We start from the raw sequence: 23,100 nt of genomic DNA, 5'->3' as shown, positions 1-23,100 counted from the left end.
CGGCGCCTCTCTCTTCATCGAACAGGTGTCAGACACACAGACCAACGAGACAGGGGTGCGAGGGGCACGCCATGGGCGCGGGGACGGAGCGTGAACGTGAAGTCGGCGGACAGCCTGCCCTCCAGGCGGACCGCCGAGACGAGACGGCCCTGCCGGATCAGCCGCCCGACCTCGGCCCGCGCGAGACCGCACCCCTCGGCGATCAGCCGTGTCGGCCGGACGGGTACGGGCGCCGCGAAACGCACCGCGACATCGAGGGGTTCGCGGCGTTCACCGCGCGGGTGGGCGGGTTCGCCGGTGTCGAGGCGCCAGGCACCCTCCCAGTCGAGGGTGACGTGGTTGCGGCGCCGTACGGCCGGGTCCTGGAGCAACTCCGCCGCCAGCGCGGGGTCGTTGGCGTGCATACGGTCCAGCAGCGCGGGCCGCACGGAGCGGACGGGCCTGCGCTCCAGGACCGTCAGCTTGGCCGTCTCGCCGCACCGGGTGCAGAGCGCGAGGAGCCAGGCGTCGATGCGCTTGTGGTGGGCGTTGACACGGAACTTGCCGTCCGTCCGGAAGCCCGCGGACGCGGACGCGGACCCTGCCGCACACGTGGGACAACGACGCCGGACGAGAGGAAGACAGGTGGGTGTGACCCACCAGGTCGTGAGCACAGGAACGCACCGTTCTCGGTGAGACGGGACCGCAGCGGAGAGCAGCGCGACACGTGGGCGCGGCGCGCGACCGGTCAGCGTTCGGGGTGTCTCACGAGGTGTACAACGGCACGTCCTCACAGGGGTGTCGGGCGGTGTGGTCCGGCAGCACCGTAGCTTGCGTCAGCGGCGGGCTCCACCGCTTTTCCGGGGTGCGGCCCCGGCCCGCGCACGGGGGCGTACGACGCGGTTCGCGGCGGTCTTCTGCATCAGCCCGTACGCCAGGACCGGCATGAGCAGATGCGGTTTGTCGGGCAGCGCGGTGGTGAGCAGGACCGCGCTCGCGCTGCTGTTGTTCATGCCGCAGGCCAGCGTGAGGGAGGACGCCACGGGCGGGTCGAGGCGCAGGGCGCGGGCGGTGAGGCGGCCCAGGGCGAAGGAGAACGCGCAGACCAGCGCGGCGACGGCGACCGCCGCCAGGAGCAGCAGGGGGCGCGGCCGGGCCAGGAAGGAGCCGAGGGCGCCGCTGGCGTTCACGTAGGTCAGCAGCAGTGAGCCGGCGAGGGCGGCGGGGGCGACGACGGAGGAGAGCCGTTCGGTCCAGCGCGGCGGCGACAGCAGGCGGCACAGCAGACCCGCCGCGCAGGGCAGCACCACCGCGCCGAGCGTGGAGCCGCTGTGCAGGCGCTGTCCGGCGGCGGCGAGCGTGTGCGCGTAGCCGCCCGACAGGAGCGGGGAGAGGAGCGTGACGGTCAGGGGGATGGTGAGGGGGCTGAGCAGGGTGGAGGTCAGGACGAGGGCCACCATGGTCGGCTGGTCGCCCTGGCCCTTGCCGGTCCATACGGTGGCCCCGGCCGCGACCGGCATCGCCACGATGAGGATCATCGCGGTGACCAGACCGCTGCCGCCGTCGCTGTCCGGTGACTGGCGCAGCAGGAGGACGACGGGCGGGATGATCAGCAGCGGGGCGGCCAGGTGCAGGCCGATCCCGGTGAGCAGGATGCCGGGCCGTCGTGACAGCCGCCCCAGTGTCCGTACGTCCACCTGGAGTCCCGCCGCGAACAGCACCAGGGCGAGCAGACAGGCGGCGCTCCGGACCGGCAGCGCGCCCGCATGCGCGAGAGCGATCGTGTGCGGGCGGCGCAGCCACTCCCCCGGGCCGGGCGCGAGCAGCGCGGCGAGGTAGGCGGCGGTGACGGCCCATCCGAGATGTCGGCGCAGCAGGTGGGTGGCTCGTTCGCCGGGTGCGGTCATGACGCCTCCGCCGGGTCGTGCGGGGCCGGTGCGCGTGCGGGGGTGAGGTCCTGGGGCAGCCACCAGGCGGCGGCGCACAGGCACCCGCCGGCCCATGCCGCGGCGAACAGCCACCCCGCCAGCACGTCCGTGGCCCAGTGCACGGCGAGCACCGCGCGGCTCACCCCCACCAGCAGGCCCCACAGGACGACCGCGCACATCAGCGGGGTGCCGCCGCGTGGCGCGCGCAGGCGTACGGCGATGAGCAGGATGCCCGCGGTCAGTGCGGCGGTGGTGGTGTGCCCGGAGGGGAACGCCCAGCCGGACGCGTGGCCCGCCCAGTCGGCGGCCGGGGGGCGCGGCCGGTGGACCAGGAGCATGACGGTGAGACGCAGGGCCTGTCCCCCGGCGAGGCAGAGCAGGCCGAGCGCCGTGGCGGTGAGCCGTTGCCGTGCGGAGCGGCCCACGAGGCAGCCGGCCAGGACGACGAGGGCGTAGGGGACGACGCCGGTGCCGGTGGCGGTGACGCCGCGCGCCAGGGCCACGGTCTCGGCGGAGCGGTGGCCGAGGAACCAGTGCAGCGCGTGGGTGTCCTGGTCGAGCGGGGCGCCGTCGCGGCCGACGACGATCATGGTGAGGAGGCCGAGGGCGGCCCCGGCGCCGAGCCCGACGCTGCCCGCCAGGTCGGCCAGGTCGCGGCGGTTCACGGTGACGCCGCGAGGAGCAGGGGCCGCAGCCGGGTGGCGGCGAGGTTTCTGGCCAGGGACGGGCGGCGGCGCAGCAGGGTGGTGCCGGCCAGGGCGGTCAGGGCGCCGACGGCGGCTCCGGCGAGGACGTCGTGCGGGTAGTGCGCGCCCACCCAGACGCGGGAGACGGCCATCGCGGCGGCGGCGAGCACGGCGAGGGCGCCGAGGCGGCGCGAGACGCACCACAGCGCCACCGCGGCCGCCGCGGCGAGCGCGGTGTGGTTGCTGGGGAAGGACCAGTCCCCGGGCGCCGGGCACGTCTCCAGGGTGGCGAGGCGCAGGGTGCGGCAGGGGCGGTCCTCGCGCACGGCGGACTTCAGCGCGAGGTCCACCGCGAACGCCGCGACGACGAGGACGGGGGCGGCGAGCGCGAGCAGCGCGGTCTCGGCGTCGGTCCGGCGCGCCCGCCACCAGCCCCAGGCCATGAGCACGGCGAACAGGAGCAGCCCGTACGTGGACCAGTCGGCGACCGCCGTGTCCAGCCACCCGGGCGCGCGCCCGGCGAGCCGCACCACGTCCGCGTAGGCCGGGCCGTCGAGGTGCGGGGGGCGGGTGTCCGGCGTCGCGGCGGCGAGCTGAGACGATAGGTGGTGTATGGCTGTGGTCATCGTCGTGTGCCCTCGCGTCGTGGTCGTTCGTCGTCCGCGTTGCGTCCGTGACCGGCCGGGGCCGTGGCACATCGCGGTGACCGACTACAATGATGTAGACGGTCTACGTGACTGTAGACGATAACGGGGTGAGGAACGTTCCATGACCACATCGGGTGAAGGTGACGAACGCCGCCCGGCGGGCGAGCTGGAGGCGGCCGTCATGGCCGCGCTGTGGGCCGCCGACGGCCCGCGCACCCCGGGCCAGGTGCAGGCCGGTCTCGCCCGTGACCTGGCGCGGACCACGGTGACGACCATCCTCACCCGTCTGTACGAGAAGGGCATGGTCGGCCGCGAACGCCAAGGTCGCGGCTATGCGTACTTCCCCGTGCAGGACGCGCCGGGCCTCACCGCACGCCGTATGCACTCCGAGCTCGACCGGGACGAGGACCGCGCCTCCGTCCTTGCGCGTTTCGTCGCCCAGCTCTCCCCCGACGACGAAGAGGTGTTGCGCCGGCTCCTCGAGGACGACGGCTCGTGACGCCGCTGCTCCTCCTCGCGCCGCTGCTGCTGCCGTTCACGGCAGCGCCGCTGGCCCGCCGCGCCGTACGCCGCCTGGCCCCCGTCACGGCCGTGTACGTGCTGACCGCCAGCGCGCTCGCGCTCGCCGGTGCCTCGGTCGTCGCCCTCGGCACCCTCGTGCTCGCGGGCCTGCTCACCCTGCCCGGCATGGCCGCGCTCGCCGAGCTCGTCCACCCCCTGAGCACACCGTCCGGGCTGCTCACCCTCCCCGTCGCCGCCGCGGCCACCGGGGCGCTCGCCGTCAGCGCCTGGACACTGACCCGCTGGGCGGTGCGCCAGCTGCGCGCCTTCCGTACGGCGACCCGGCAGGCGGACCACCGGCCCGTCGCGGGCGACCTCTGCGTCATCGAGTCGCCGCACCCCGACGCCTACGCGCTGCCCGGCAGGCCGCACCGGATCGTGGTCACCACCGCGATGCTGCGCAGCCTCGACGCCGCCGAGCGCGACGCCCTCCTCGCCCACGAACGCGCCCACAACCGGGGCGGCCACCACTACGTCCTGGCCGCCGCCGAACTGGCCGCCCACTGCCACCCCGCCCTGCGCACCACCCGCACCGCCCTGCGGCTCGCCGTGGAACGCGCCGCCGACGAGGCCGCCGCCCGCGCCACCGGGGACCGGCGCCTGACCGCGCGGGCCGTCGCCCGCGCCGCGCTCGCGGGCCGGGGCACGCCCTCCGTCCGGCCGGACTTCGCCCCGGCCGCCGCGACCGGGCCCGTTCCGCAGCGGGTCGCCGCGCTCCTCTCCCCCGCCACGCGGCCCCGCGCGGCGGCCTGGCTCGCCGCGTCCCTCGCCGCCTGCGCGCTCCTCGCCGTCACCACCGGCGCCGACGGCGCCCTCGTCCTCCACCACGCCGTCGAGGTCGCCCAGGGCGAGGCGAGCCGCTGAGCCGTGCGCCGGAGTGGCACCGCCGCGCCGGGGCACTCGTACGCGGACGGCTTCACAGGGAAGCCGAAGGGAGGCGGGCGCTGTGGAGATCTCCGGAATCATCACCGCGATCGTGATCGGCATCGTGATCGGGCTTCTGGGGCGCCTGGTGCTGCCCGGCCGTCAGCGCATCGGCATTCTGTGGACGATCGCGGTCGGTATCATCGCGGCCCTCGTCGGCACGGCCCTCGCCGGTGCCTTCGGCGTCGCGGACACGGCCGGGATCGACTGGATCGAACTCGCCATCCAGGTCGGCCTCGCCGCCGTCGGCGTGGCGGGCGTCGAGCAGCTCAAGGGCCGCCGCTGACACCTACGTTCACCCTCGTTCCAGGGTCACCAGCGCAAAGCCGCGGAACACCTCGCCCCGGTCCACCACCTGTGTGGTGAGCCGGGGCTCGGTCATGGCCGCCCTGAAGTGCGCGAGGACCTCGTCCCAGCGCGGGTCGTCGCGGCCGACCGGCCGGGGCGTGCCCTCACCGTCGATCAGGCACGGCACCAGACCGCAGCGGCCGACACCGCCCCCGGCGTCGTCGAACTCGGCGAGCGCCACGGCGGTGATCCGGGAGGCCGGGTGGAAGGGGTACGCGGGGCTGCTGTCCGGCCGCGGATAGAAGCCGTACGGGCCGAACGCCGCCTCCAGCTCGGCCGGGGTCGCACGGTCCACGTCCACGCCGTGCGCCCGGAGTTCACCGGGGAAGCGCGGCATGTCGAACACGAGGTGGCCGAGGCCGTAGAGGACCGGCGTGTCCCCGAGGAACTCGGCGCCGCGCCACAGGTGGTGATGGTGGCCGAGGACGAGATCGGCGCCCGCGCCGCGAGGAGTTCGGCGCAGAACCGCTCGTGCTCGGTGATCACCCACGGCCGGGTGTGGTCGCCCCAGTGCACGCTGACCACGACCAGCCCCGCCCGGGCGCGGGCCCGCGTGACGGCCTCCTCGACCGCCGCCCAGTCCCGCTCGTCCAGGACCGACACCACCTTCGCGGGGACACCGGGGCAGATGTGGCCCGGCAGCGGCGCGGTGTAGCAGTCCTCGGCGCGCAAGGGCGCGATCCCCGGTGTCGCGGGGCCCGCCTGCGCGCCGACCGGCAGGACGGACGCGCAGGCCACCACCGCGATCTCGGCGCCGCCGACCGGGACCACCGCGGGGCGCAGCGCCTCCGCGAGGTTCCCGCCGGCCCCGGCCGTGGTGACGCCCCGCGCCGCGAGGGCCGCCACCGTGTCCTTCAGACCTGCGTGACCGGCGTCCATGGCGTGGTTGTTGGCCAGCGACATGACGTCGAAGGCCGCGAGCGGCGCGGCGTTGGCGGTCGCCACCACGGTCGACGCGGTCATGCCGGGCGCCACGGGGTGCGTGTCGGTGAGGACGCCCTCGAAGTTGCCGAAGACCAGGTCGGCGCCGTCCAGGACCGGCCGCACCGCGTCGAGCGCGCGCCCCGGGTGCTCCCGGTCGACCAGGACGTCCCCGACCGCCGCGACGATCCTCGTGCTCATGCCCGCATGAGCTGGTCGGCGACGGCGCTCCACAGGGTGTGCCGGGCCACGAGGGCGCGGCGCACGGTGACCGCGCACTCGGCCCACTTGTCGTGGTCGTCGGCGCAGAGGTCGATGAGCATCTGCATCGCCATCGGGGTGTGCTGCTCGCCGTCGAGGTCGATGTGGCGGACCAGGTAGTCCTTGAAGGTGGCGAGCTGAGGCTGGGCGTCCTCGATGCGCAGGACGCGTTCGAACATCTCCGGGATCAGGTCCTCGCGGCCGAACGCGAAGGCCGCCGCCTGCGCGTGGACGGGCGCGGACTCGATGATGTCCCAGGTCCCGGCGACGAAGTCGACGGCGGCCTGCGGCGCCTCGGCGAGCTTGAGGGCCTCGGGTACCGGGGTGCCGGCCCTGAGCCGGTCGACGAAGGAGTGGATGGGCGCGGTGTCGGCGCCCGCCTCGGCCATGGCGCGGAGGTAGAGCTCGAAGTGGCTGAGGTAGCCGTCGCCGAGTTCGTCGCTCTCCTCCGTCAGGACGATGTCGTTGATGAGGCGGCGGCTGGTCGTCGGGCCCTGCGGCACCCAGGGCACGCCGACGCAGGTCAGCTCGCGTTGCAGGCTCTTCAGGAGGGACATGAAGTCCCAGACGGCGAAGACGTGGTGCTGGAGGAAGACCCGGATGCGGTCGAGCCGGTCGAGCCCGTCGTACATCCGGTGGTTCACGATCAGCAGGCGGTCGGGCTCGACGGCCAGGTGCAGGCCGGTGAGGCCGGGGTGGGTGCGGTTCCAGTGGTAGCGGTCGGACATCATGCCGGGCTCCGGTCCGAAGAGTCGGGAGAGGGGTGAGGAAGGGGCCTGCCGCCGTCCGGGCGGCCGGGCGCGGTGAGCGCGTCGAGGCGGAGGCGGATCTCGGCGAAGGCCGCCCGCCAGCTCGCCGGGGCGTCGATCCGCAGCCCCAGACGGGCCAGTTGCAGGTGGGGCGGTTCGGTGCCGCCCGCCCGCAGGAACGCGGTGAAGTCGGCGCCGAACGACGCCGGGGCGGTCCGCCGCCGGGCGTGCAGGCCGACCGCCGCGAGCCACGCGAACGTGTAGGCGTAGTTGTAGAAGCGGCCCTGGAACAGGTGCGGGATCCGCATCCAGCCCAGGCGGTGCAGGGCGCCGGGCGCGAGGGAGGTGCCGTAGGTGGCCCGGTGCGCCGTCTCCCAGAGGTCGCCGAGCGCGGCGGCGTCCAGGACCCTGCCCCGGCCGCGCAGCTCATACGTGGCCTGCTCGAAGGAGGTGATGAGCGCCTGCCGGAAGACGGTGGTCACGCAGCGGTCGAGCCACAGCTCGGCCGCCGCCTCGGCGCGCCGCGGGTTCCGGTCGGCCATGAGCCGGTCGAGGACGGCCAGCTCAGCGAAGCACGCGGGTACCTCGGAGAGCGCGGTCGGGGCGTCGTAGACGAGTGCGGGCTGTTCCTCCGCCGCGAGGACGAAGGCGACGGCGTGGCCGAGTTCATGGGCCAGGTCGAGGACGTCGGCGGGGCGCCCCTCGTAGCTGACGAGGACGAAGCAGGTCCGCTCGGACGGGACCGGCAGGGAGAAGGCGCGGGAGACGCGGCCGGGGCGGGCCACGGTGTCGATCCGCCCCTCCGCGACGACGCGCCGGGCGACGCGGGCCATCTCCGGCGACACCCGCGCGAAGGCCGCGCAGATGATCTCGATGGCCTCCGGCAGCTCGATCGGGCCCCCGGGCGGCGCGGTGAGCGGCGCCCGCTCGTCCCAGGGCGCGAGGACCCGTACGTCGAGCCGGTGCGCCTTGTGCCTGAACCACCGCTCGGCGAGCGGGCTGTGACGTTCCGTCTCGGCGAGCATGTGGTCGACCGTGGCCGGGTCGAGCTGATGGTCGAGGTCGCTCAGGGCGCGGGGGTGGCGCACACCGCGCAGCCCGTCCGTCGCGAGCCGGTCGGCGACCAGGGTGTCGTAGGCGAGGGCGAGGGTGGCGGCGTGCGGTTCCAGGCCCTCGGCCAGGGTGGTGTACGCGGTCCTGCGCACCGCCGGGTCCGGGTGGGCGATCCCGTACAGGGCCTCGTCGTAGGGGGCGAGCAGCCGGTCGTGCAGGAGGCCCCACGCCTGGGCGAGGGGTTCGCGGGCCGCGAGGAGCGCCTCGTCCCGCTCGGGGAGGCGCACGGCGGACGCCTGCCGCGCGGTGCGCAGCAGGTGGCGGTAGGTGGCGAGGCCCGTTGCGCCGAGCAGCCGCTCGGCGCGGGCCTCGGGCAGCGCCTGCCACTCGGTGTCGAAGAAGCGGAGCGCCCGGTCGACGGTGTCCGTCACCTCGTCCGCCTCCAGGGCGAGCTGGGCGCCCTTCTCGCCGTACACGTCCAGGGCCTGGTGGAGCGCCGCGTACGCCACCAGGTGCAGCAGGCCCGCGCGCGCCTCCCCGAGGTCGCGCAGGAGCCGTGCGAGATCGCGCGGGGTGAGGGAGGCGACGCGGCCGCGCCAGCGTTCGGCGCAGCCACGCGCGCGTGCCGCGACGGCCGGTCCGTCGGGCGGTGGCGCAAGGGACGTCAGATCCCATCGCACGGCCCGCTCACCCCTCCGGCCGGACGGCGCGCAGCGTGAACAGCAGGGGCAGCTCGCCCTCGACGTGCGAGGGGAGCCGGTACCTGCCGTCCTCGTGGCGCTCCAGGTAGGGCAGGACGGCGAACTGCGCGGAGGGGAACTCGTGCAGGAACTCAAGGCGCAGGCCCGCGTCGACCACGCTGGTCACGATCGAGCCGAGCGAGTGGGCCCAGGTGTAGCCGGACTCGGTGACGTCGTCGGAGGAGTCCGTGTAGGTGCCGTGCAGCTCGTGCGCGATGGGCTCGGGGCGGTGGAAGTACGGGTAGCGCAGGACGGGTTCGCGGGCGTCGTCGTCGAAGTCCAGGGTGTGCAGGACCGGGTGGTACTCGGTCACGTACAGGACGCCGCCCGGCGCGAGGAGTCGGGCGGCCGAGCGGGCCCACCGGGCGATGTCCGGCAGCCACACGACGGAGCCGCACGACACGTAGACGATGTCGAAGGAGCCGTCGAGCGACTCCGGGAGTTCGTCGACGCGAGCGCACAGGAACTGTGCTCGCAGGTCCGCCTCCTGCGCGAGTTTGCGGGCCTGGTCGATGGCGGCCGGGGAGAAGTCCACGCCGGTCACGCGGGCGCCGCGGCGGGCCCAGCTCAGGGTGTCGAGGCCGAAGTGGCACTGGAGGTGGATCAGGGAGCGTCCCGTGACGTCCCCCAGTTCGGCGGGTTCGAAGGGTTGCAGGGTGGAGCGGCCGCGCAGGAAGCCCTGGACGTCGTAGTGGCCGCTGGTGACGTGGAAGCCGGTCCAGGTGTCCCACAGGTCGCGGTTGCGCTCGACGCAGCGGCCCGGGTCCTCGGGCGCGCGCGTCCGCACACGGGGTGTTCGCATCGGGTCGTCCTCCCCCTCTTCCGGTGAGGTCCCGGTCAGGCCGCGGCCGAGGCGGGCAGGTGGGAGCAGACCGGGCAGTCGGGGCGGCGGCTCCAGCGCTCGGACTCGCGCGGCACCGCGTCGTCGAAGTACGCCTCCATGAGCCGGCCCTGCGAGGTGGAGGGCGCGATGCCGGTGGAGAGTCGGACGACCTCGGCGAGCACGTGCGCGGTGTACAGCGTGACGAGCGCGCCGAACGCCGACATGTCCTCGGGGAAGCGGGGCTCGGAGCCGTGCGTCTCGGCCCACTCGGTCTTCTTGGCGCTCAGCTCCGCGAGGACGGGGTCCCGCTCGGCGACGTCGGCCTTCCAGCACTCCACGCAGCCGGTGACGCCCGGGATCATCGTGTAGTAGGCGATGCGGCGGCTGTCGACGCCCCCGGTGATCAGGGTCGCGCCCGCCTCGACACACGCCTGGTTGATCCAGTTGACGACCTGCATCTTCGGCATGTCGACGGCCGACAGGACGAGGTCGCGGCCCTCGACCACGGCGAGCGCCTCCTCGGCGCTGCCGATGTAGGTGGAGCGGGTGTCGAGCTTGAGCAGCGGGTCGTAGGCGAGGATGCGTTCGGCGGCGACCTCGATCTTCGCGCGGCCGATGTCCTCCTCGCGGTAGAGGATCTGCCGGTTGAGGTTGGACAGCTCGACGGTGTCGAAGTCGACTACCCGGATGTCGCGTACGCCGAGGCCGACGAGGTCGTACAGCATGTGGCTGCCGACGCCGCCGAGGCCGAGGAGGACGACGCGGTAGTCGCGCATCCGGCGTTGCAGCTCGTACTTGCTGGTCTCCAGGGAGCTGTAGTTCTCCAGGAAGCCGAGGTTGCGCTTCCAGCGCTCCAGGTGGTGGGCGTCGAGGCCGGTCTCGGCGGCGCCGTCCTCCAGGAGCCCGGCGGCGGCGAAGTCCCGTACGGCCTGCTCCACCTCCCGCTCGGTGACGGCGGCGTCCTCGGCGCGCAGCGCCTCCACCACCTCCGGTACGGTCCTGGTGCCGTCGAGCAGGTGGACGAACGCCGCGACGGCGCCGTTCTCGTCGGCCAACTCGATGTTCTTTCCGGGCAGTTGGATGTGGATCTGGCCGGCCACGCGGTACACCGGCAAGGTCGGCTTGATCCGTGGTCGGGTCCGGTGCGGCTGGTGCTGGCTCATGGTGCGTCCCCCGTAGGCGGTGGTGGGCGGGTGTCGGAGGCGGGCGTGCGGCGCGGGCCGCACGCCCGCGACGTTCATCAGGTGGCGACGGCGCGGCCGGCGATGCTCGTCTTGCGGGTCTTGAGGACGATCGACATGCTGTTCACCTCCCCGGCGAAGTAGTTCCGACAGGTTCCACAGTGCGGAAGGCGGGAGGCTCCGGGGTATTGGCACATACCCCAGGTTCGTGCCGCCGTCAGGTGCCCGCGGCGGCCCGGACGACGACGCTGGCGAGCGCGGCGCGCGAGGGGACGCGGAGCTTGGCGAAGGCGTGCGAGAGGTGCATCTGCACGGTCTTCTCGGTGACCTTCAGACGGTGTGCGATCTGCCGGTTCGTCAGCCCCTCGCTGACGAGGAGGGCCACCTCGCCCTCGCGCCGGGTGAGCAGTTCCACGCCGTCCTCGCGCGCGGTGGGCCGGGCGGCGCGGCCAAGGACGCGGCGCCGCTCGGTGGCCGCCGTACGGGCGAGGGCGCGGGCTCCGCAGCTCGCGAACACCCGCTGTACGGAGACGAGTTCGGCGGCGGCGCGGCGCGCGTCCCCGCCGGCGGCGAGCGCGGTGGCGGCGAGCAGCCGGGCGCGGTGCGCGTCGACGACCTGTCCGGCCGCGCCGAGCCCCTCGCAGGCGGCCATGGCGGTGCCGTACGCCGTCTCGGGGTGCTCGGCGGCGAGCAGATGGGCGCGCGCCAGCAGGGCGAGCCCCGTGCGGCCCGGCAGGTCGAGGGGGCGGGCCTCCTCCATGGCCCGCCCGGCCCAGTACGCGGCCACGTCCGCGCGCCCCGCGCTCAGCGCGGCCCGCGTCAGCAGCTCGCACCAGTCGACCCGCGACCACCGGTCAACCTCGCCGAGTCCGGGACCGCCCGCGTCGCGCACGGCGGCGAGACAGGCCGCGGCGTCCCCCGTGGCGAGCCGCGCCTCGGCGACGGCGTGCACGACCGACGCCCCGAACCAGGCGTCCGCGCCGGGCGCCCGCCCGTCCAGCGCCTCGTCACCGGCGCGGAGCCCGGCGTCGTGGTCGCCGGTGGCGACGGCGATCCGGCTGAGCAGGGCGAGCGCGCCGGACCGCGCCTCCTGCGACCCGCACCGCACCGCGAGGTCGAGCGCCTCCGTGGCGGCGGCCTCCGCCTCGCCGAGCAGCCCGGACAGCTGGGCGGCGAACGCGCGGGCCGTCAGCAGATGCGCCAGGGCGAAGTCCCGTACGGAGCCGCGGGCCAGGGCCACCGCCCGGTCGAGGTGGCCGAGCGCGTCCCGCTGCCGTCCGAGCAGCGCCTCGCTCCAGCCGAGCCAGACGGGGGCGTCGAGCTGGCGCACCAGGTGGCCGTCGAGCAGCCCGTCGAGGTGGGCGGCGGCGGACGCGCCGTGCTCCCGGGCTGTGGCGGTGTCCCCGGTGAGGACGCCGGTCAGGGAGAGCAGGGCGTGCGCGGCCGCCGCGCGGGGGCGGTCGCCGGACCGCTCGGCGTCGGCCAGGGCGCGTCCCGCGCGGGTGGCGCAGTCGGCGGCCCGGCCGTCCGCCAGCTCGGTGCGGGCGAGCGCGAACTCGAGGACGCCGGCCTCCTCGCCGTCCCGGGCCCCGCGCAGGGCGCACGTCAGGAGCGAACGGGACTCCGCGCGCCGCCCCAGCGACCGCTCGGCGAAGGCACACGCGGCGACCGCCTCGGCATGGCGCCCGGCCGGTTCCCGTGGCAGCTCCGCGAGGACCGCGTGCAGCAGGTCCCGGCTCTCCCGCAGCCGCCCGACGGCGCCGAGAAGATGCGCGAGGCGCAGCCGGAGGTCGATGCGCGGGCCCTCGGCGTCCGCGGGGAGGAGCCGCAGCGCGGCCCGCAGCCAGCGGACCGCGCACTCGGGTTCCTCCAGGCGTATCCGGTGCGCGGCGTCCGCCAGAACGCGTACGGCCTCCAGGTCGCCCGCCCGGCCCGCGTACTCCAGGTGGCGGGCGCGTTCCGGCAGCTCCGCGCGGGCGCGGGTGAGCGCCGCGGCGACGGCGGTGTGCACGGCGACGCGCCGGCCCGGCGGGGTCGAGCGGTGCACGACGTCCCGCAGCAGCGGGTGGCGGAAGGTGAACGTGCGGGGTTCCGCGGCCGGGCGGACCAGGTCCTCCCCGACCAGTTCGTCCAGGGCGGCGAGGACGGGCAGCTCGTCGGCGCCGACCGCGCCCGCGACCAGCTCGCAGGTGAACGAGGTGCCGATGACCGAGGCGGCGCGGGCCACCTGCCGGGCCGTCGCGGAGACCCGCGCGAGGTCCCGGGCGACCTCGGCCTCGAACGCGGCGGTGACGTCGTCGCCGCCCTTCCCGGCGCGGGCCAGGAGCCGTAGGTGGAGGGGATTGCCGTCGGCCGCGCGGTACAAAGCCCGCCAGTCCCCGGTGAAGGGGCCCGTCAGGCGCTCGGCGTCCTCGGGGGTGAGGGGGCCGAGCGGTCCGAGGGCGATGCGCTCGACGCCGAGTCCGCCGGTCAGCGCGGTGCCGAGGAGCGCGCGCAGCGGGGGCGGCGCCTGCCGGTGGCGGTAGGCGAGGGCGAACAGCACCGGGGTGCGGGGCGGGTCCCGGAACAGGGCGTCGAGCGTCGCGACGCAGTCCGCGCCGGCCCGTTCGAGCCCGTCGAGGAGGACGACGAGGCCGCCGGGCGGGGTGACCGACTCCAGCCGCTTCCTGAACCGCGCCGCCTTCGCACCCGTCCCGCCCATGGGGAGGCGGCACACCTTCGCCGACGGCGCCGTCGCACGGTCCCTGGTCCGTCCCGTCCGCACCCGGCAGCCGCCGGCCGCCGCGATCCGGCCGAGCTCGGCCAGCAGCCGTGTCTTGCCGATGCCCGGTTCACCCGTGATCTCCACCGCCTGGCCCGCCCCGTCGCCGAGGCGGGCCACCGCGCGCGCGAGCGCGCGGCGCTCCGCCGCGCGGCCGATCAGAGGCTCCGATGTCTGCGCCACTTCCGTCCTCCCCGCATGGACGTACCGCGGGCGCCTCGCCGACTGCGGGGGCGCCCGCGCCGATATCGGGGATACGGGCGCGGGACGGCCCGCGTTCAGCGACCGGCCCGCGAACCCGGGGCGCGGCTCAGCCCTTCAGCGTCACGTCCTGCTGCTGCACCGCGTGGAAGTGCGGCAGCGGGATCAGCCCGTGCATGCGCATCTCCATCAAGGTGGCCTCGACGTGCGCGACACCGGGCTTGACCTTGTCCGCGTCCGAGAGCGTGTGCGCCTTGCCGCTGTTCTTCCACGTGTGCTCGGCGCCGTCGCACATCGCCGTCGAACCGCCGATGCCGTAGCGCGTGTTGCCGCTGCCCTGCTTGACGGAGGAGGACACGAAGGTCACGGAGGTGCTCTTGACGCAGCGGTAGGTGCCGGACAGGGTCACCGTGCCGTCCTCGGTGATCTGCCCGACCGGGTCGACCTTGACGTACTCGGACGGTTCGGCGGCCGTCGCCGCCGGGGCGGCCAGCAGGAGCGAGACACCGAGGGTCGTGCCCAGGACAGGGCGGAGCCGAGACGACATGGAACATCCTCCTAGATTTCGGGAACCTCCATTCATATCGGTCACGCGCCGCGGAATCGCCGCCCGTCACTCTTTCGGCGGCGAGTCCGTAGCGCGTCTGACGCAGTCGGGTCAGCTCGCTGAGCGGTGGGCCGCGATCACCTTCTGGTACCAGCGGTAGCTGTCCTTCGGGGTGCGTTCCTGGGTCGTGTAGTCGACGCGGACGATGCCGAAGCGCTTGGCGTAGCCGAGGGCCCACTCGAAGTTGTCCAGGAGCGACCAGACGTAGTAGCCGCGTACGTCGACGCCCTTGTCCATGGCCGCGCGGAGCGCCGCGAGGTGGTCGTGGAGGTAGGTGACGCGGTCCGTGTCGTGGACGGCGCCGTCCGCCGCGACCACGTCGTGCTCCGCCGAGCCGTTCTCCGTGATGTGGATCGGCGGCAGGGCGTCCCCGTATACGGCCTTGAGGTCGGTCAGCAGGTCGGTGAAGGACGCGGGGACGACCGGCCAGTTCATCGCCGTGCGCCGGACGTCGGGGTAGCCGACCTCCGCGTAGCGGTTGTCGGTGGCGACCCGGGCCGCCGGGTCCGGCTCGCGGTGCGGGGCGTCGGTGACCATGATGGGGCGGTAGTAGTTGATGCCGAGGAAGTCGAGCGGCTGCCCGATGAGTGCGAGGTCGCCGTCGCGGCGGAAGTCCTGCCCGGTGATCAGCTCGCCCCAGGTGTCCTCCTCGGAGGCCGGGTAGCGGCCCGCGAGGAGCGGCTCGGTCCAGACGAGGTTGTGCTGGGTGTCGGCGCGGAGCGCGGCGGCGCGGTCGGCGGCGGAGTCGGTCGCGGGGACGTTGCGGTCGAGGTTGAGCGTGATGCCCGCCTCGCGGACCCCGGCAGCCCGCAGCGCCTTCATCGCCAGGCCGTGGCCGACGAGCAGGTGGTGCGCGGCGGCGAGCGCGCCCCGGCCCTCCCGCGCGCCGGGCGCGTGACGGCCCACGGAGTAGCCGAGGAACGCGCTGCACCACGGCTCGTTCAGGGTGATCCAGCGCGGCACGCGGTCCCCGAGGTGCTCGGCGACGATGGCCGCGTACTCACCGAACCGCTCGGCGGTCCCGCGCACCCGCCAGCCGCCGCGGTCCTCGAGCGCTTGCGGCAGGTCCCAGTGGTAGATGGTGGCGGCCGGTTCGATGCCCGCCTCCAGCAACTCGTCCACCAGGCGCGAGTAGAAGTCGAGGCCCTTGTGGTTCACGGGCCCCTCCCCGATCGGCTGGATGCGCGGCCAGGCGATCGAGAAGCGGTACGAGTCCACGCCGAGCTCGCGCAGGAGCGCCACGTCCTCGGGGTAGCGGTGGTAGTGGTCGCAGGCCACGTCCCCGGTGTCGCCGCCGTCGGTGCGGCCGGGCGTGTGGCTGTAGGTGTCCCAGATGGAGGGGCCGCGGCCGTCCTCGGTGACGGCGCCCTCGATCTGGTACGAGGCGGTGGCCGCGCCGAACACGAAGCCTTCGGGGAACACGGGCAGGTCGCTCATGGGAACAAGCCTTACTTGACGGAGCCGCCGGTGATCCCGGCGGCGATGTACTTCTGGGCGAGGACGAGCAGTACGGCCGCGGGGATCGCGGACAGGACGGAGGCGGCCATGACCGAGCCCCAGTCGCCGACGTGGGCGCCGATGTACTGGTAGATGCCGAGCGTGACGGGCTTGACGTCGTCGGTGGTGTTGAGCGTGAGCGCGAACATGAAGTCGCTCCACGCGTACAGGAAGGAGAACAGGCCCGCGGTGATGAGCGAGTTGCGGCTCATCGGCAGCACGACCCGGACGAACGTGCGCAGCTTGCCGGCGCCGTCGACCTCGGCCGCCTCGATGACCTCCTTGGGGATGGCCACCATGAACGAGCGCATCAGGACGATGGCGAAGGGGATGCCGAGCGAGGCGTCGGCGAGCATCAGCCCGAAGTAGGAGTTGACCAGGCCGAGATCGACGTAGGCGCTGTAGAGGGCGTTGGCGATGACGATGCCCGGCACCATCTGCGTGATGAGCGTGCCGAAGACGATGGCGCGGCCCGCGCGCAGCCGGAACTGGGCGAGCCCGTACGCGGCGGGCGCGGCGATCGCCAGGCAGATGACGACGGCGCCGAGCGCGACGGCGAGCGAGGTGAGGAGGTGGCCGCCCTGCTCGCTGAGGGCGGAGGTGAAGCCGGACAGGTCGAGGGAGTGCGGTACGGGCGAGACGTCAAGGAGCCCGGACTCGGGCTGGAGCGCCGTGTTGATCATCCAGTAGAGCGGGAAGAGCATCACGCCGAGGATGACGACACCGGCGACGGTGGCGCCCCAGCGCCGCTTCGGCTTGGCCGTGACGGATGCGCTGGTCGAGACAGACGCGGTCGCCATGCCGGTCACTTCCCCTCGGTGCGGTTGGCCCGCAGGTAGAACACCGCGAACACAGCGGAGATCAGGATGAGCACGTTGCCGACGACGGCGCCCGCGCCGAAGTCGAGCTGGACGAAGGAGTTCTGGTAGGTGAGCGTGCCGAGGGTCTGCGTGGAGTCGGCGGGGCCGCCGTCGGTGAGGGCGAGGATCAGGTCGAGGATCTTCACCGTCGACATGAAGCCCAGGACGAGCACGACCGTGATCACCGGCTTGAGCAGCGGCAGCGTGATCGACCGGAAGGTGCGCCAGGCGGAGGCGCCGTCCAGGGACGCGGCCTCGTACAGCTCCTTGGGGATCTCCTGGAGTCCGCCGTAGAGGATGACCATGTTGAACGGGATGCCGATCCAGATGTTCACCATGATCACGGAGAACAGGGCCATGCTCGGGCTGGTCAGCCACGGGGTGGAGCCGCCGAGGCCGAGGGTGTCGAGGAAGGAGTTGAGGACGCCGGTGTCCTGGTCGAGGATGCGGCGCCAGACGATGCCGGAGACGACCATGGGGACGAGCCAGGGCAGCAGGATGAGCGAGCGGAGCACGCCGTTGAGCGGGAACTTCTTGGTGAAGAAGACGGCGAGCGCGAGGCCGATGCCGAACTGGCCGATCAGCGAGCCGATGGTGAAGACGATGGTGTGCCACAGCGCCTTGCCGAAGAGGTCGTCGTGGAAGACCTTGCTCCAGTTGTCGGTGCCGTTGAAGGGGGACTTGCCGTCGAAGAACGTGGACGGCGAGAAGTCCTGGAAGCTCATCACGACGTTGCGGACGAGCGGGTAGCCGAAGAACAGCAGCATGAACAGGACGGCGGGGAGGATGAAGCCCCACTGCGACAGCTTGCGGCGGCGCCGCGTGTCACGCGGCTTCGCGGGCGCGGCCGCGGCCGGGCGGGCGACGGGCGCCGTGGTGGTGGTCGACATGATCGCTTCGCGTCCCCTCAGTTCCCGCTCATGGCGCGGCTCTGCGCCTTCTTCAGCGCGGCCTCGCTGGACTGCCCGGTCAGCGCCGACTGGAAGGCGCTCTGGAGCGCCAGCGACACGGACGACCAGCGCGCGCCGACCTTGGTGGTGCGGGAGCGGGCGGTGGCCACCTGGTCGGCGAGGGCGTCGAGTTCGGGCACTTCCTTGCGCCAGAGCGCGGCGGCCTTCTCGTTGGCCGGCACCATCCAGCTGTTGCGGGCGTAGGAGATCTGCTCCTTCTCGCTCGCCATACAGCCGATGATCTTCGCGGCGGTCTTCTGGCGCGCGGTGTCACCGGTCTTCGGGACGGTGAGGACGGCGCCGCCGAGCGGGCCGACCGAGTCGTCGCCCGCCTTCGGCACGGGGATCTGGGCGATCTCCCAGTGCAGGCTCTTCTTGGTGTTGAGGGTCTCGACCTGCCACGGGCCGTTGATCATCATGGCGGCGTTGCCCGCCATGAACTGGTCGTTGACGTCGGCCTGCGTCCAGTTGACGGTCGACTTGGACAGCGAGCCGTCCTTGAGCAGGGCCTTCCAGTAGTCGAGCGCCCCGGCGACCTGCGGCGTCGCGAGGTTCGTCTCGTCGCCGCCGTTGGACCACATGAACGGGGTGAACTGGAAGACGCCGTCCTCCGCGCCGCCCGCGCTCAGCGCGATGCCGTACCGCTTGCCCTGGGTGAGCTGCTTCGCGGTCTCCCGCATCTCGTCCCAGGTGGTGGGTACGTCGAGGCCCGCCTTGTCGAGGATGTCCTTGTTGTAGAAGAGGGCGAGGGTGTTCACCGTGCGCGCGGCACCGTAGTACGTCCCCTTGTACGAGCCGAAGTCGACGATGCCCTTGGGGATGTCCTGGGTGGACAGGCCGAGGGAGCGCAGGTCGACCAGGCCGCCCGCCTCCGCGAAGGTGGGCATCTCCGAGGCGTCGAACTGGATGACGTCCGGGAGCGACTTCGACGACGCCATGCGCAGCGACTTCGTCATGACCTGCGCGGCGGGCACGCTCTGCTGCTCGATGCGGATGCCGAGCCGCTTGCTGCACCGGGCGAGGGTGGCGGCGTCCCAGCCGTGGTACGAGTCGTCGGTCGAGGAGTTGAGGACGGTGTAGACGTCGTCGTCGCGCTGGGCACCGCAGCCTGCGAGTGCCGCGCCGGCGACGAGTACGGAGACAACGGTGAGCGGGGCCGCGGCTCGTCGGGCCCGGCGGCCGGGGCGGCGGCGCCTTGCGCGCCGCGCCTCCGGCGGGGGAACTGCTGTCACGGTGGTTGCCCTTGCGTGGGAGGGACGACCGGCCCCGGGCGGAACTCCGGTGTTCCGCGCGGGGTCCGCGCACCCCTTGCGGAAGGGTCGCGCGGCCCGGTCACCCGGCGTTTGTTTGCTGGATTGACTAATACGCCATGCGCCGTCGAAGCGCTAGACCCCGAACACCGATCCGTGCCCGCTCGGAACAGTTTTCTCCCTGTAAAACAGCCTGTCGAAGCGCTTCGACAATTTTCCCTCGCACACCTTGATCTTTCGACATCCGTACGGTCGAATGCAGCTCTGACCCGCCTCCGCCCCCAGGGAAGATCATGAAGTTCACCGACGGCTTCTGGCTGATGCGCGACGGGGTCACGGCCTCGTACGCCACCGAGGTCCGCGACGTCCGCACGGACACCGGCCGCTTCACCGCCCACGCATCCGTCAAGCGCGTCGAGCGCCGCGGCGACACCCTCAACGCCCCGCTGCTCACCACCGAGTGCTTCTCCCCCGCCGAGGGGGTGATCGGCGTCCGCACGACCCACCACGCGGGCAAGCGGCACCCGGGCCCCGACTTCGCCCTGGCCGGTGCGGACACCCCGGCCGGCGACGTCACCCTGGACGGCGACGTCGTCTCGCTGACCAGCGGTGCCCTCTCCGTGCGCCTCGACACCGCCGAGCCCTGGACGCTCTCCTTCCGGGACGCCGACGGGCGCGAGGTGACCAGCGCCGGGCGCAAGGGCACCGCCTTCTTCACCACCGCCGAGGGCGGGCACCACATGGCCGCCCAGCTCACGCTCGGCGTCGGCGAGCAGGTCTACGGGCTCGGCGAGCGGTTCACCCCGTTCGTCAAGAACGGCCAGACCGTCGACATATGGCAGGCGGACGGCGGCACCAGCAGCGAGCAGGCGTACAAGAACGTGCCGTTCAGCCTGCACCTCTCCCCCGCCGGCGCCTACGGCGTCTTCGTGAACCACCCGGGCCGGGTCAGCTACGAGATCGGCTCCGAGGCCGTCGGCCAGATGCAGTTCAGCGTCGAGGACCAGGCCCTGGAGTACTACGTCGTCGCGGGCCCGACCCCGAAGGACGTGCTGCGCCGCTACACCGCGCTCACCGGCCGCCCGGCGCTGCCGCCCGCGTGGTCGTTCGGCCTGTGGCTGACCACGTCGTTCACCACGCAGTACGACGAGGAGACCGTGGCGTCGTTCGTCGACGGCATGGCCGAGCGGGACATCCCGCTCAGCGTCTTCCACTTCGACTGCTTCTGGATGCGCGAGTACCAGTGGTCGGACTTCACGTGGGACCCGGACGTCTTCCCCGACCCGGCCGGGATGCTGGCCCGGCTCAAGGAGCGCGGCCTGCGGATCTCGCTCTGGATCAACCCGTACATCGCCCAGAAGTCGGCGCTCTTCGAGGAGGCGGCCGCCCACGGCTACCTGGTGAGGAAGGCGAACGGCGACATCTGGCAGTGGGATCTGTGGCAGGCGGGCATGGGGCTCGTCGACTTCACGAACCCCGAGGCGTGCGCCTGGTTCCAGGCCAAGCTGAAGGTCCTGCTCGACCAGGGCGTGGACTGCTTCAAGACCGACTTCGGCGAGCGCATCCCCACCGACGTGGTCTGGCACGACGGCTCCGACCCGGAGCGCATGCACAACTACTACACGCACCTGTACAACCAGGTCGTCTTCGAGCTCCTGGAGAAGGAGCGCTCCGTCGGTGACGCGGTCCTCTTCGCGCGCTCGGCGACGGCCGGAGGCCAGCAGTTCCCCGTGCACTGGGGCGGCGACTGCTTCTCCTCGTTCGGCGCCATGGCCGAGTCCCTGCGCGGCGGGCTCTCGCTGTCGCTGTCCGGCTTCGGCTTCTGGTCGCACGACATAGGCGGCTTCGAGGGCACGCCCGACCCGGCGGTCTTCAAGCGCTGGCTCGCCTTCGGCCTGCTCTCCTCCCACAGCCGCCTGCACGGATCGAGCTCGTACCGGGTGCCGTGGGAGTTCGGTGACGATGCGGTCGACGTGGCGCGCGCCTTCACCAAGCTGAAGCACCGCCTCATGCCGTACCTGTACGGGGTCGCGGCCGACGCCCACGCGACGGGTGTGCCGCTGATGCGGCCGATGCTCCTGGAGTTCCCGGCCGACCCGACGAGCCGCGCCCTGGACCGCCAGTACATGCTCGGCCCGGACCTGCTCGTGGCGCCGGTCTTCACGGCGGACGGGGACGTGGAGTTCTATCTGCCGGAGGGCACCTGGACCCACCTGCTCACCGGTGAGCGGGTCGAGGGCCCGGCCTGGCGGCGCGAGACCCACGGCTACGACAGCCTGCCGCTGTACGTGCGCCCCGGCGCGGTGCTCCCGCTCGGCGCGGACGAGCAGCGCCCGGACGGCGACTGGACCGAGGGGCTCACCCTGCTCGTCACCCCGGACGCGCACGACGTGACGGTCACGGTCCCCGACCGCCACGGCAGCCAGGCCGCCTCGTACCGCGTACGGCGTACCGCCGACGACGCGGGCGCCGTGGCGGTGGAGACGTCCGAAGGGGTCCCGGCTCCCACGCTCAAGGAGGTGTGACGCCGGGGGCCGGCTACGGCTGCAGGTGCAGGGTGGGCCGGTAGACCAACTCCTGGATGTCGCGGTCGAGGGTCCGCTGCCCGATCAGTTCCAGGTCGAAGTCGTCCGCGCCCTGGAAGACGGGTTGGAGGCCGGTCTTCCCGGTGATCACCGGGAAGACGGTGACCTGGACCCGGTCCACGAGCCCGGCGGACATCAGCGCCCGGTTGAGCGAGAGGCTGCCGTGCGAGCGCAGCGGCACCTCGGACTTCTCCTTGAGCCGGCCGATGACGTCCACGGCGTCTCCGCGTTCGACGGTGGCGTCGGGCCAGTCGGGCGCCGCGTCGAGGGTGCTGGAGACGATGGTGGCGGGGAGGGCGCGCATCCGGGTGACCCAGGGGTCGCGCACCTCGGACCCCTCGGTGCTCGCGGCGAGCATCTGCGCGAACAGCCGGTAGGTGCGTGCCCCGAAGACCATGCGCTGGTCCTCCTCGTACAGGGCGAGGCGGTGGTCGAGCAGCTCGGGGCCCTGCTTGCCCCAGTAACCGGTCCAGTCGCCGCCGGCGACGGCGAAGCCGTCGAGGCTGGTGAAGACGTCGAACGTGTAGATGACGGTCATGACGCTCTCCTCGGGTGCGAACGCGCACTGTCGGAGATGCAGACCGGCCCGCACGGCGGGACTCATCGCCGTGCGGGCCGGTGCGGTGTGTGGGTCACTCGGCCGTGAGCAGGCCCTCGCGGAGCTTCTTCACGACGCGGGAGATCAGCCGGGAAACGTGCATCTGCGAGCAGCCCAGCTCCTCGCCGATCTCCTGCTGGGTGCGCTCGTCGACGAAGCGGAGGTGGATCAGGCGGCGGTCGCGCTCGTCGAGCTCGGCGATGAGCGGGGCCAGCGAGTGGAAGTTCTCCACCAGCTCGAAGCGGTCCTCGTCGATGCCGATGAAGTCCGCGAGCAGGGTGTCCGACTCGTCGTCCTGTCCGGAGACGGCGGCGTCGAGGGAGACGCTGTTGTAGCCGTTGGACGCCTTCTGCGCCTCGGCGACCTCGGCCGGGTCCAGTTGCATCAGCTCGGCCAGCTCCGCCGTGGAGGGCGAGCGGCCGAGACGGGTCCGCAGCTCCTCGGTGGCCCGGGACAGCTCGATGCGGGCTTCCTGGAGGCGGCGCGGCACGTGCACCGCCCACGACGTGTCACGGAAGAACCGCTTGATCTCGCCGGTGATGTAAGGAATGGCGAAGGAGGTGAACTCGACCTCGCGGGTCAGCTCGAACCGGTCGATCGCCTTGATCAGGCCGATCGTGCCGACCTGGACGATGTCCTCCATCTCCTGCGGGCCCCGGTGCTTGAAGCGGGAGGCCGCGTACTGGACCAGCGAGAGGTTCATCTCGATCAGCGCGTTGCGCACATAGCTGTACTCGCGCGTGCCCTCTTCGAGCTGGGTGAGCCGGTCGAAGAAGTGACGGCCGACCTCACGGGCATCCTTCGGCGCGACCGAGGCGGGGTCCGCGTACGCGCGCTCGATCAGCCGCTCCTCGACCGCTCGGACCGTGCCGGCCGTCTGCTGGAGCTGCTCTCGCTCTGCCACGCTGCTCATAAATCCCGCCCTACGTATGTCGATGTCGACCTTGCCTCCCCGTAGGCGTCCGGCTACCCAGCCTTCCGCCTCACACA

The 23,100-nt window shown here is 73.0% G+C and carries 21 protein-coding genes and 1 pseudogene; 4 read left to right on the top strand and 18 right to left on the bottom strand.

The features are described 5' to 3' along the window. Nucleotides 1-14: 14 nt before the first annotated feature. From ABZ877_RS01155 to ABZ877_RS01140, 4 genes are all read right to left on the bottom strand, one after another. The gene (locus ABZ877_RS01155; RefSeq protein ID WP_361062228.1) at nt 15-653 is read right to left on the bottom strand and encodes a DUF1062 domain-containing protein; all 639 of its coding nucleotides are present in this window, start codon (nt 651-653) and stop codon (nt 15-17) included. 162 nt (nt 654-815) lie between these two features. Beyond that, complete coding sequence (locus ABZ877_RS01150; protein WP_361062225.1) at nt 816-1,886, bottom strand: sodium-dependent transporter; 1,071 nt, start codon at nt 1,884-1,886, stop codon at nt 816-818. After that, nucleotides 1,883-2,572: a phosphatase PAP2 family protein gene (locus ABZ877_RS01145; RefSeq protein ID WP_361062222.1), complete on the bottom strand. Its 690-nt coding sequence runs from the start codon at nt 2,570-2,572 to the stop codon at nt 1,883-1,885. The genes ABZ877_RS01150 and ABZ877_RS01145 overlap by 4 nt, the downstream gene beginning before the upstream one ends. Beyond that, nucleotides 2,569-3,219, bottom strand: a complete 651-nt coding sequence (locus ABZ877_RS01140; protein ID WP_361062219.1) for a phosphatase PAP2 family protein — start codon at nt 3,217-3,219, stop codon at nt 2,569-2,571. The genes ABZ877_RS01145 and ABZ877_RS01140 overlap by 4 nt, the downstream gene beginning before the upstream one ends. A 142-nt stretch (nt 3,220-3,361) precedes the next feature. Between ABZ877_RS01140 and ABZ877_RS01135 the strand changes: the two genes are divergently transcribed. The 3 genes from ABZ877_RS01135 to ABZ877_RS01125 all read left to right on the top strand — a co-directional run bounded on the left by ABZ877_RS01135 (nt 3,362) and on the right by ABZ877_RS01125 (nt 5,011). Then, nucleotides 3,362-3,739, top strand: coding sequence for a BlaI/MecI/CopY family transcriptional regulator (locus ABZ877_RS01135; RefSeq protein WP_361062216.1), 378 nt, complete (start codon nt 3,362-3,364; stop codon nt 3,737-3,739). Then, complete coding sequence (locus ABZ877_RS01130) at nt 3,736-4,665, top strand: M48 family metalloprotease (RefSeq protein WP_361062213.1); 930 nt, start codon at nt 3,736-3,738, stop codon at nt 4,663-4,665. The genes ABZ877_RS01135 and ABZ877_RS01130 overlap by 4 nt, the downstream gene beginning before the upstream one ends. Before the next feature lie 82 nt (nt 4,666-4,747). Further along, nucleotides 4,748-5,011, top strand: a complete 264-nt coding sequence (locus ABZ877_RS01125) for a GlsB/YeaQ/YmgE family stress response membrane protein (RefSeq protein ID WP_361062210.1) — start codon at nt 4,748-4,750, stop codon at nt 5,009-5,011. Between the two features lie 9 nt (nt 5,012-5,020). On the opposite strand, the gene ABZ877_RS01120 is transcribed toward ABZ877_RS01125, so the two are convergent. The 12 genes and pseudogenes from ABZ877_RS01120 to ABZ877_RS01065 all read right to left on the bottom strand — a co-directional run bounded on the left by ABZ877_RS01120 (nt 5,021) and on the right by ABZ877_RS01065 (nt 18,909). Continuing rightward, complete coding sequence (locus ABZ877_RS01120; protein WP_361062905.1) at nt 5,021-5,254, bottom strand: hypothetical protein; 234 nt, start codon at nt 5,252-5,254, stop codon at nt 5,021-5,023. 216 nt (nt 5,255-5,470) lie between these two features. Further along, nucleotides 5,471-6,195, bottom strand: a pseudogene (locus tag ABZ877_RS01115) (CapA family protein); the annotation flags it as partial. Beyond that, entirely contained in the window at nt 6,192-6,986 is a 795-nt protein-coding gene (locus ABZ877_RS01110; protein ID WP_361062207.1) for a DUF3050 domain-containing protein, read from the bottom strand. The gene ABZ877_RS01110 and the pseudogene ABZ877_RS01115, both read right to left, overlap by 4 nt. Further along, nucleotides 6,983-8,737: a M3 family metallopeptidase gene (locus ABZ877_RS01105; protein ID WP_361062204.1), complete on the bottom strand. Its 1,755-nt coding sequence runs from the start codon at nt 8,735-8,737 to the stop codon at nt 6,983-6,985. Before ABZ877_RS01105 ends, ABZ877_RS01110 begins: the two co-directional genes overlap by 4 nt. Before the next feature lie 7 nt (nt 8,738-8,744). Beyond that, nucleotides 8,745-9,599 carry a class I SAM-dependent methyltransferase gene (locus tag ABZ877_RS01100; RefSeq protein WP_361062201.1) on the bottom strand — a complete coding sequence of 285 codons (855 nt, stop codon included), beginning with the start codon at nt 9,597-9,599 and terminating at the stop codon, nt 8,745-8,747. A gap of 35 nt (nt 9,600-9,634) precedes the next feature. Then, nucleotides 9,635-10,783, bottom strand: coding sequence for a ThiF family adenylyltransferase (locus ABZ877_RS01095; protein ID WP_361062198.1), 1,149 nt, complete (start codon nt 10,781-10,783; stop codon nt 9,635-9,637). Nucleotides 10,784-11,018: 235 nt separating this feature from the next. After that, a complete protein-coding gene (locus tag ABZ877_RS01090) occupies nt 11,019-13,745 on the bottom strand; it encodes a LuxR C-terminal-related transcriptional regulator (RefSeq protein ID WP_361062195.1) in 2,727 nt (908 codons plus the stop codon). Between the two features lie 127 nt (nt 13,746-13,872). After that, on the bottom strand, nt 13,873-14,310 hold the full coding sequence (locus tag ABZ877_RS01085; protein ID WP_361062192.1) for a DUF6299 family protein: 438 nt from the start codon (nt 14,308-14,310) through the stop codon (nt 13,873-13,875). 111 nt (nt 14,311-14,421) lie between these two features. Beyond that, nucleotides 14,422-15,807, bottom strand: a complete 1,386-nt coding sequence (locus ABZ877_RS01080) for a GH1 family beta-glucosidase (protein WP_361062189.1) — start codon at nt 15,805-15,807, stop codon at nt 14,422-14,424. An 11-nt stretch (nt 15,808-15,818) separates the two neighbouring features. Beyond that, nucleotides 15,819-16,667 carry a carbohydrate ABC transporter permease gene (locus tag ABZ877_RS01075; protein ID WP_361062187.1) on the bottom strand — a complete coding sequence of 283 codons (849 nt, stop codon included), beginning with the start codon at nt 16,665-16,667 and terminating at the stop codon, nt 15,819-15,821. Between the two features lie 5 nt (nt 16,668-16,672). Further along, nucleotides 16,673-17,617: a sugar ABC transporter permease gene (locus tag ABZ877_RS01070; protein WP_361062184.1), complete on the bottom strand. Its 945-nt coding sequence runs from the start codon at nt 17,615-17,617 to the stop codon at nt 16,673-16,675. A gap of 17 nt (nt 17,618-17,634) precedes the next feature. Then, nucleotides 17,635-18,909, bottom strand: a complete 1,275-nt coding sequence (locus ABZ877_RS01065) for a sugar ABC transporter substrate-binding protein (protein ID WP_361062179.1) — start codon at nt 18,907-18,909, stop codon at nt 17,635-17,637. Nucleotides 18,910-19,220: 311 nt separating this feature from the next. Here ABZ877_RS01065 and yicI point away from each other — a divergent pair, with 311 nt between their 5' ends. Next, nucleotides 19,221-21,452, top strand: coding sequence for an alpha-xylosidase (gene yicI / locus ABZ877_RS01060; protein WP_361062176.1), 2,232 nt, complete (start codon nt 19,221-19,223; stop codon nt 21,450-21,452). Nucleotides 21,453-21,465: 13 nt separating this feature from the next. Here yicI and ABZ877_RS01055 read toward each other — a convergent pair whose 3' ends face one another. Together ABZ877_RS01055 and ABZ877_RS01050 are read right to left on the bottom strand one after the other, a co-directional pair. Beyond that, nucleotides 21,466-22,050, bottom strand: a complete 585-nt coding sequence (locus ABZ877_RS01055) for a dihydrofolate reductase family protein (RefSeq protein WP_361062173.1) — start codon at nt 22,048-22,050, stop codon at nt 21,466-21,468. A gap of 94 nt (nt 22,051-22,144) precedes the next feature. After that, complete coding sequence (locus tag ABZ877_RS01050) at nt 22,145-23,023, bottom strand: SigB/SigF/SigG family RNA polymerase sigma factor (protein WP_361062170.1); 879 nt, start codon at nt 23,021-23,023, stop codon at nt 22,145-22,147. Between the last annotated feature and the right edge of the window lie 77 nt (nt 23,024-23,100).

Origin of the sequence: Streptomyces sp. NPDC046939, from assembly GCF_040644575.1 — a bacterium.
In the GTDB taxonomy this organism is placed as follows: domain Bacteria; phylum Actinomycetota; class Actinomycetes; order Streptomycetales; family Streptomycetaceae; genus Streptomyces.
Note: the sequence above shows the minus strand (reverse complement) of the source record. Positions and strands in the feature narration are given on the sequence as shown.

Excerpts from the sequence above, each read along its gene's own strand:
- ABZ877_RS01150 (WP_361062225.1), bottom strand. The coding sequence starts at position 1,886 with ATGACCGCACCCGGCGAACGAGCCACCCACCTGCTGCGCCGACATCTC.
- ABZ877_RS01140 (WP_361062219.1), bottom strand. The coding sequence starts at position 3,219 with ATGACCACAGCCATACACCACCTATCGTCTCAGCTCGCCGCCGCGACG.
- ABZ877_RS01135 (WP_361062216.1), top strand. The coding sequence starts at position 3,362 with ATGACCACATCGGGTGAAGGTGACGAACGCCGCCCGGCGGGCGAGCTG.
- ABZ877_RS01110 (WP_361062207.1), bottom strand. The coding sequence starts at position 6,986 with ATGATGTCCGACCGCTACCACTGGAACCGCACCCACCCCGGCCTCACC.
- ABZ877_RS01100 (WP_361062201.1), bottom strand. The coding sequence starts at position 9,599 with ATGCGAACACCCCGTGTGCGGACGCGCGCGCCCGAGGACCCGGGCCGC.
- ABZ877_RS01095 (WP_361062198.1), bottom strand. The coding sequence starts at position 10,783 with ATGAGCCAGCACCAGCCGCACCGGACCCGACCACGGATCAAGCCGACC.
- ABZ877_RS01085 (WP_361062192.1), bottom strand. The coding sequence starts at position 14,310 with ATGTCGTCTCGGCTCCGCCCTGTCCTGGGCACGACCCTCGGTGTCTCG.
- ABZ877_RS01080 (WP_361062189.1), bottom strand. The coding sequence starts at position 15,807 with ATGAGCGACCTGCCCGTGTTCCCCGAAGGCTTCGTGTTCGGCGCGGCC.
- ABZ877_RS01075 (WP_361062187.1), bottom strand. The coding sequence starts at position 16,667 with ATGGCGACCGCGTCTGTCTCGACCAGCGCATCCGTCACGGCCAAGCCG.
- ABZ877_RS01070 (WP_361062184.1), bottom strand. The coding sequence starts at position 17,617 with ATGTCGACCACCACCACGGCGCCCGTCGCCCGCCCGGCCGCGGCCGCG.
- yicI (WP_361062176.1), top strand. The coding sequence starts at position 19,221 with ATGAAGTTCACCGACGGCTTCTGGCTGATGCGCGACGGGGTCACGGCC.
- ABZ877_RS01055 (WP_361062173.1), bottom strand. The coding sequence starts at position 22,050 with ATGACCGTCATCTACACGTTCGACGTCTTCACCAGCCTCGACGGCTTC.
- ABZ877_RS01050 (WP_361062170.1), bottom strand. The coding sequence starts at position 23,023 with ATGAGCAGCGTGGCAGAGCGAGAGCAGCTCCAGCAGACGGCCGGCACG.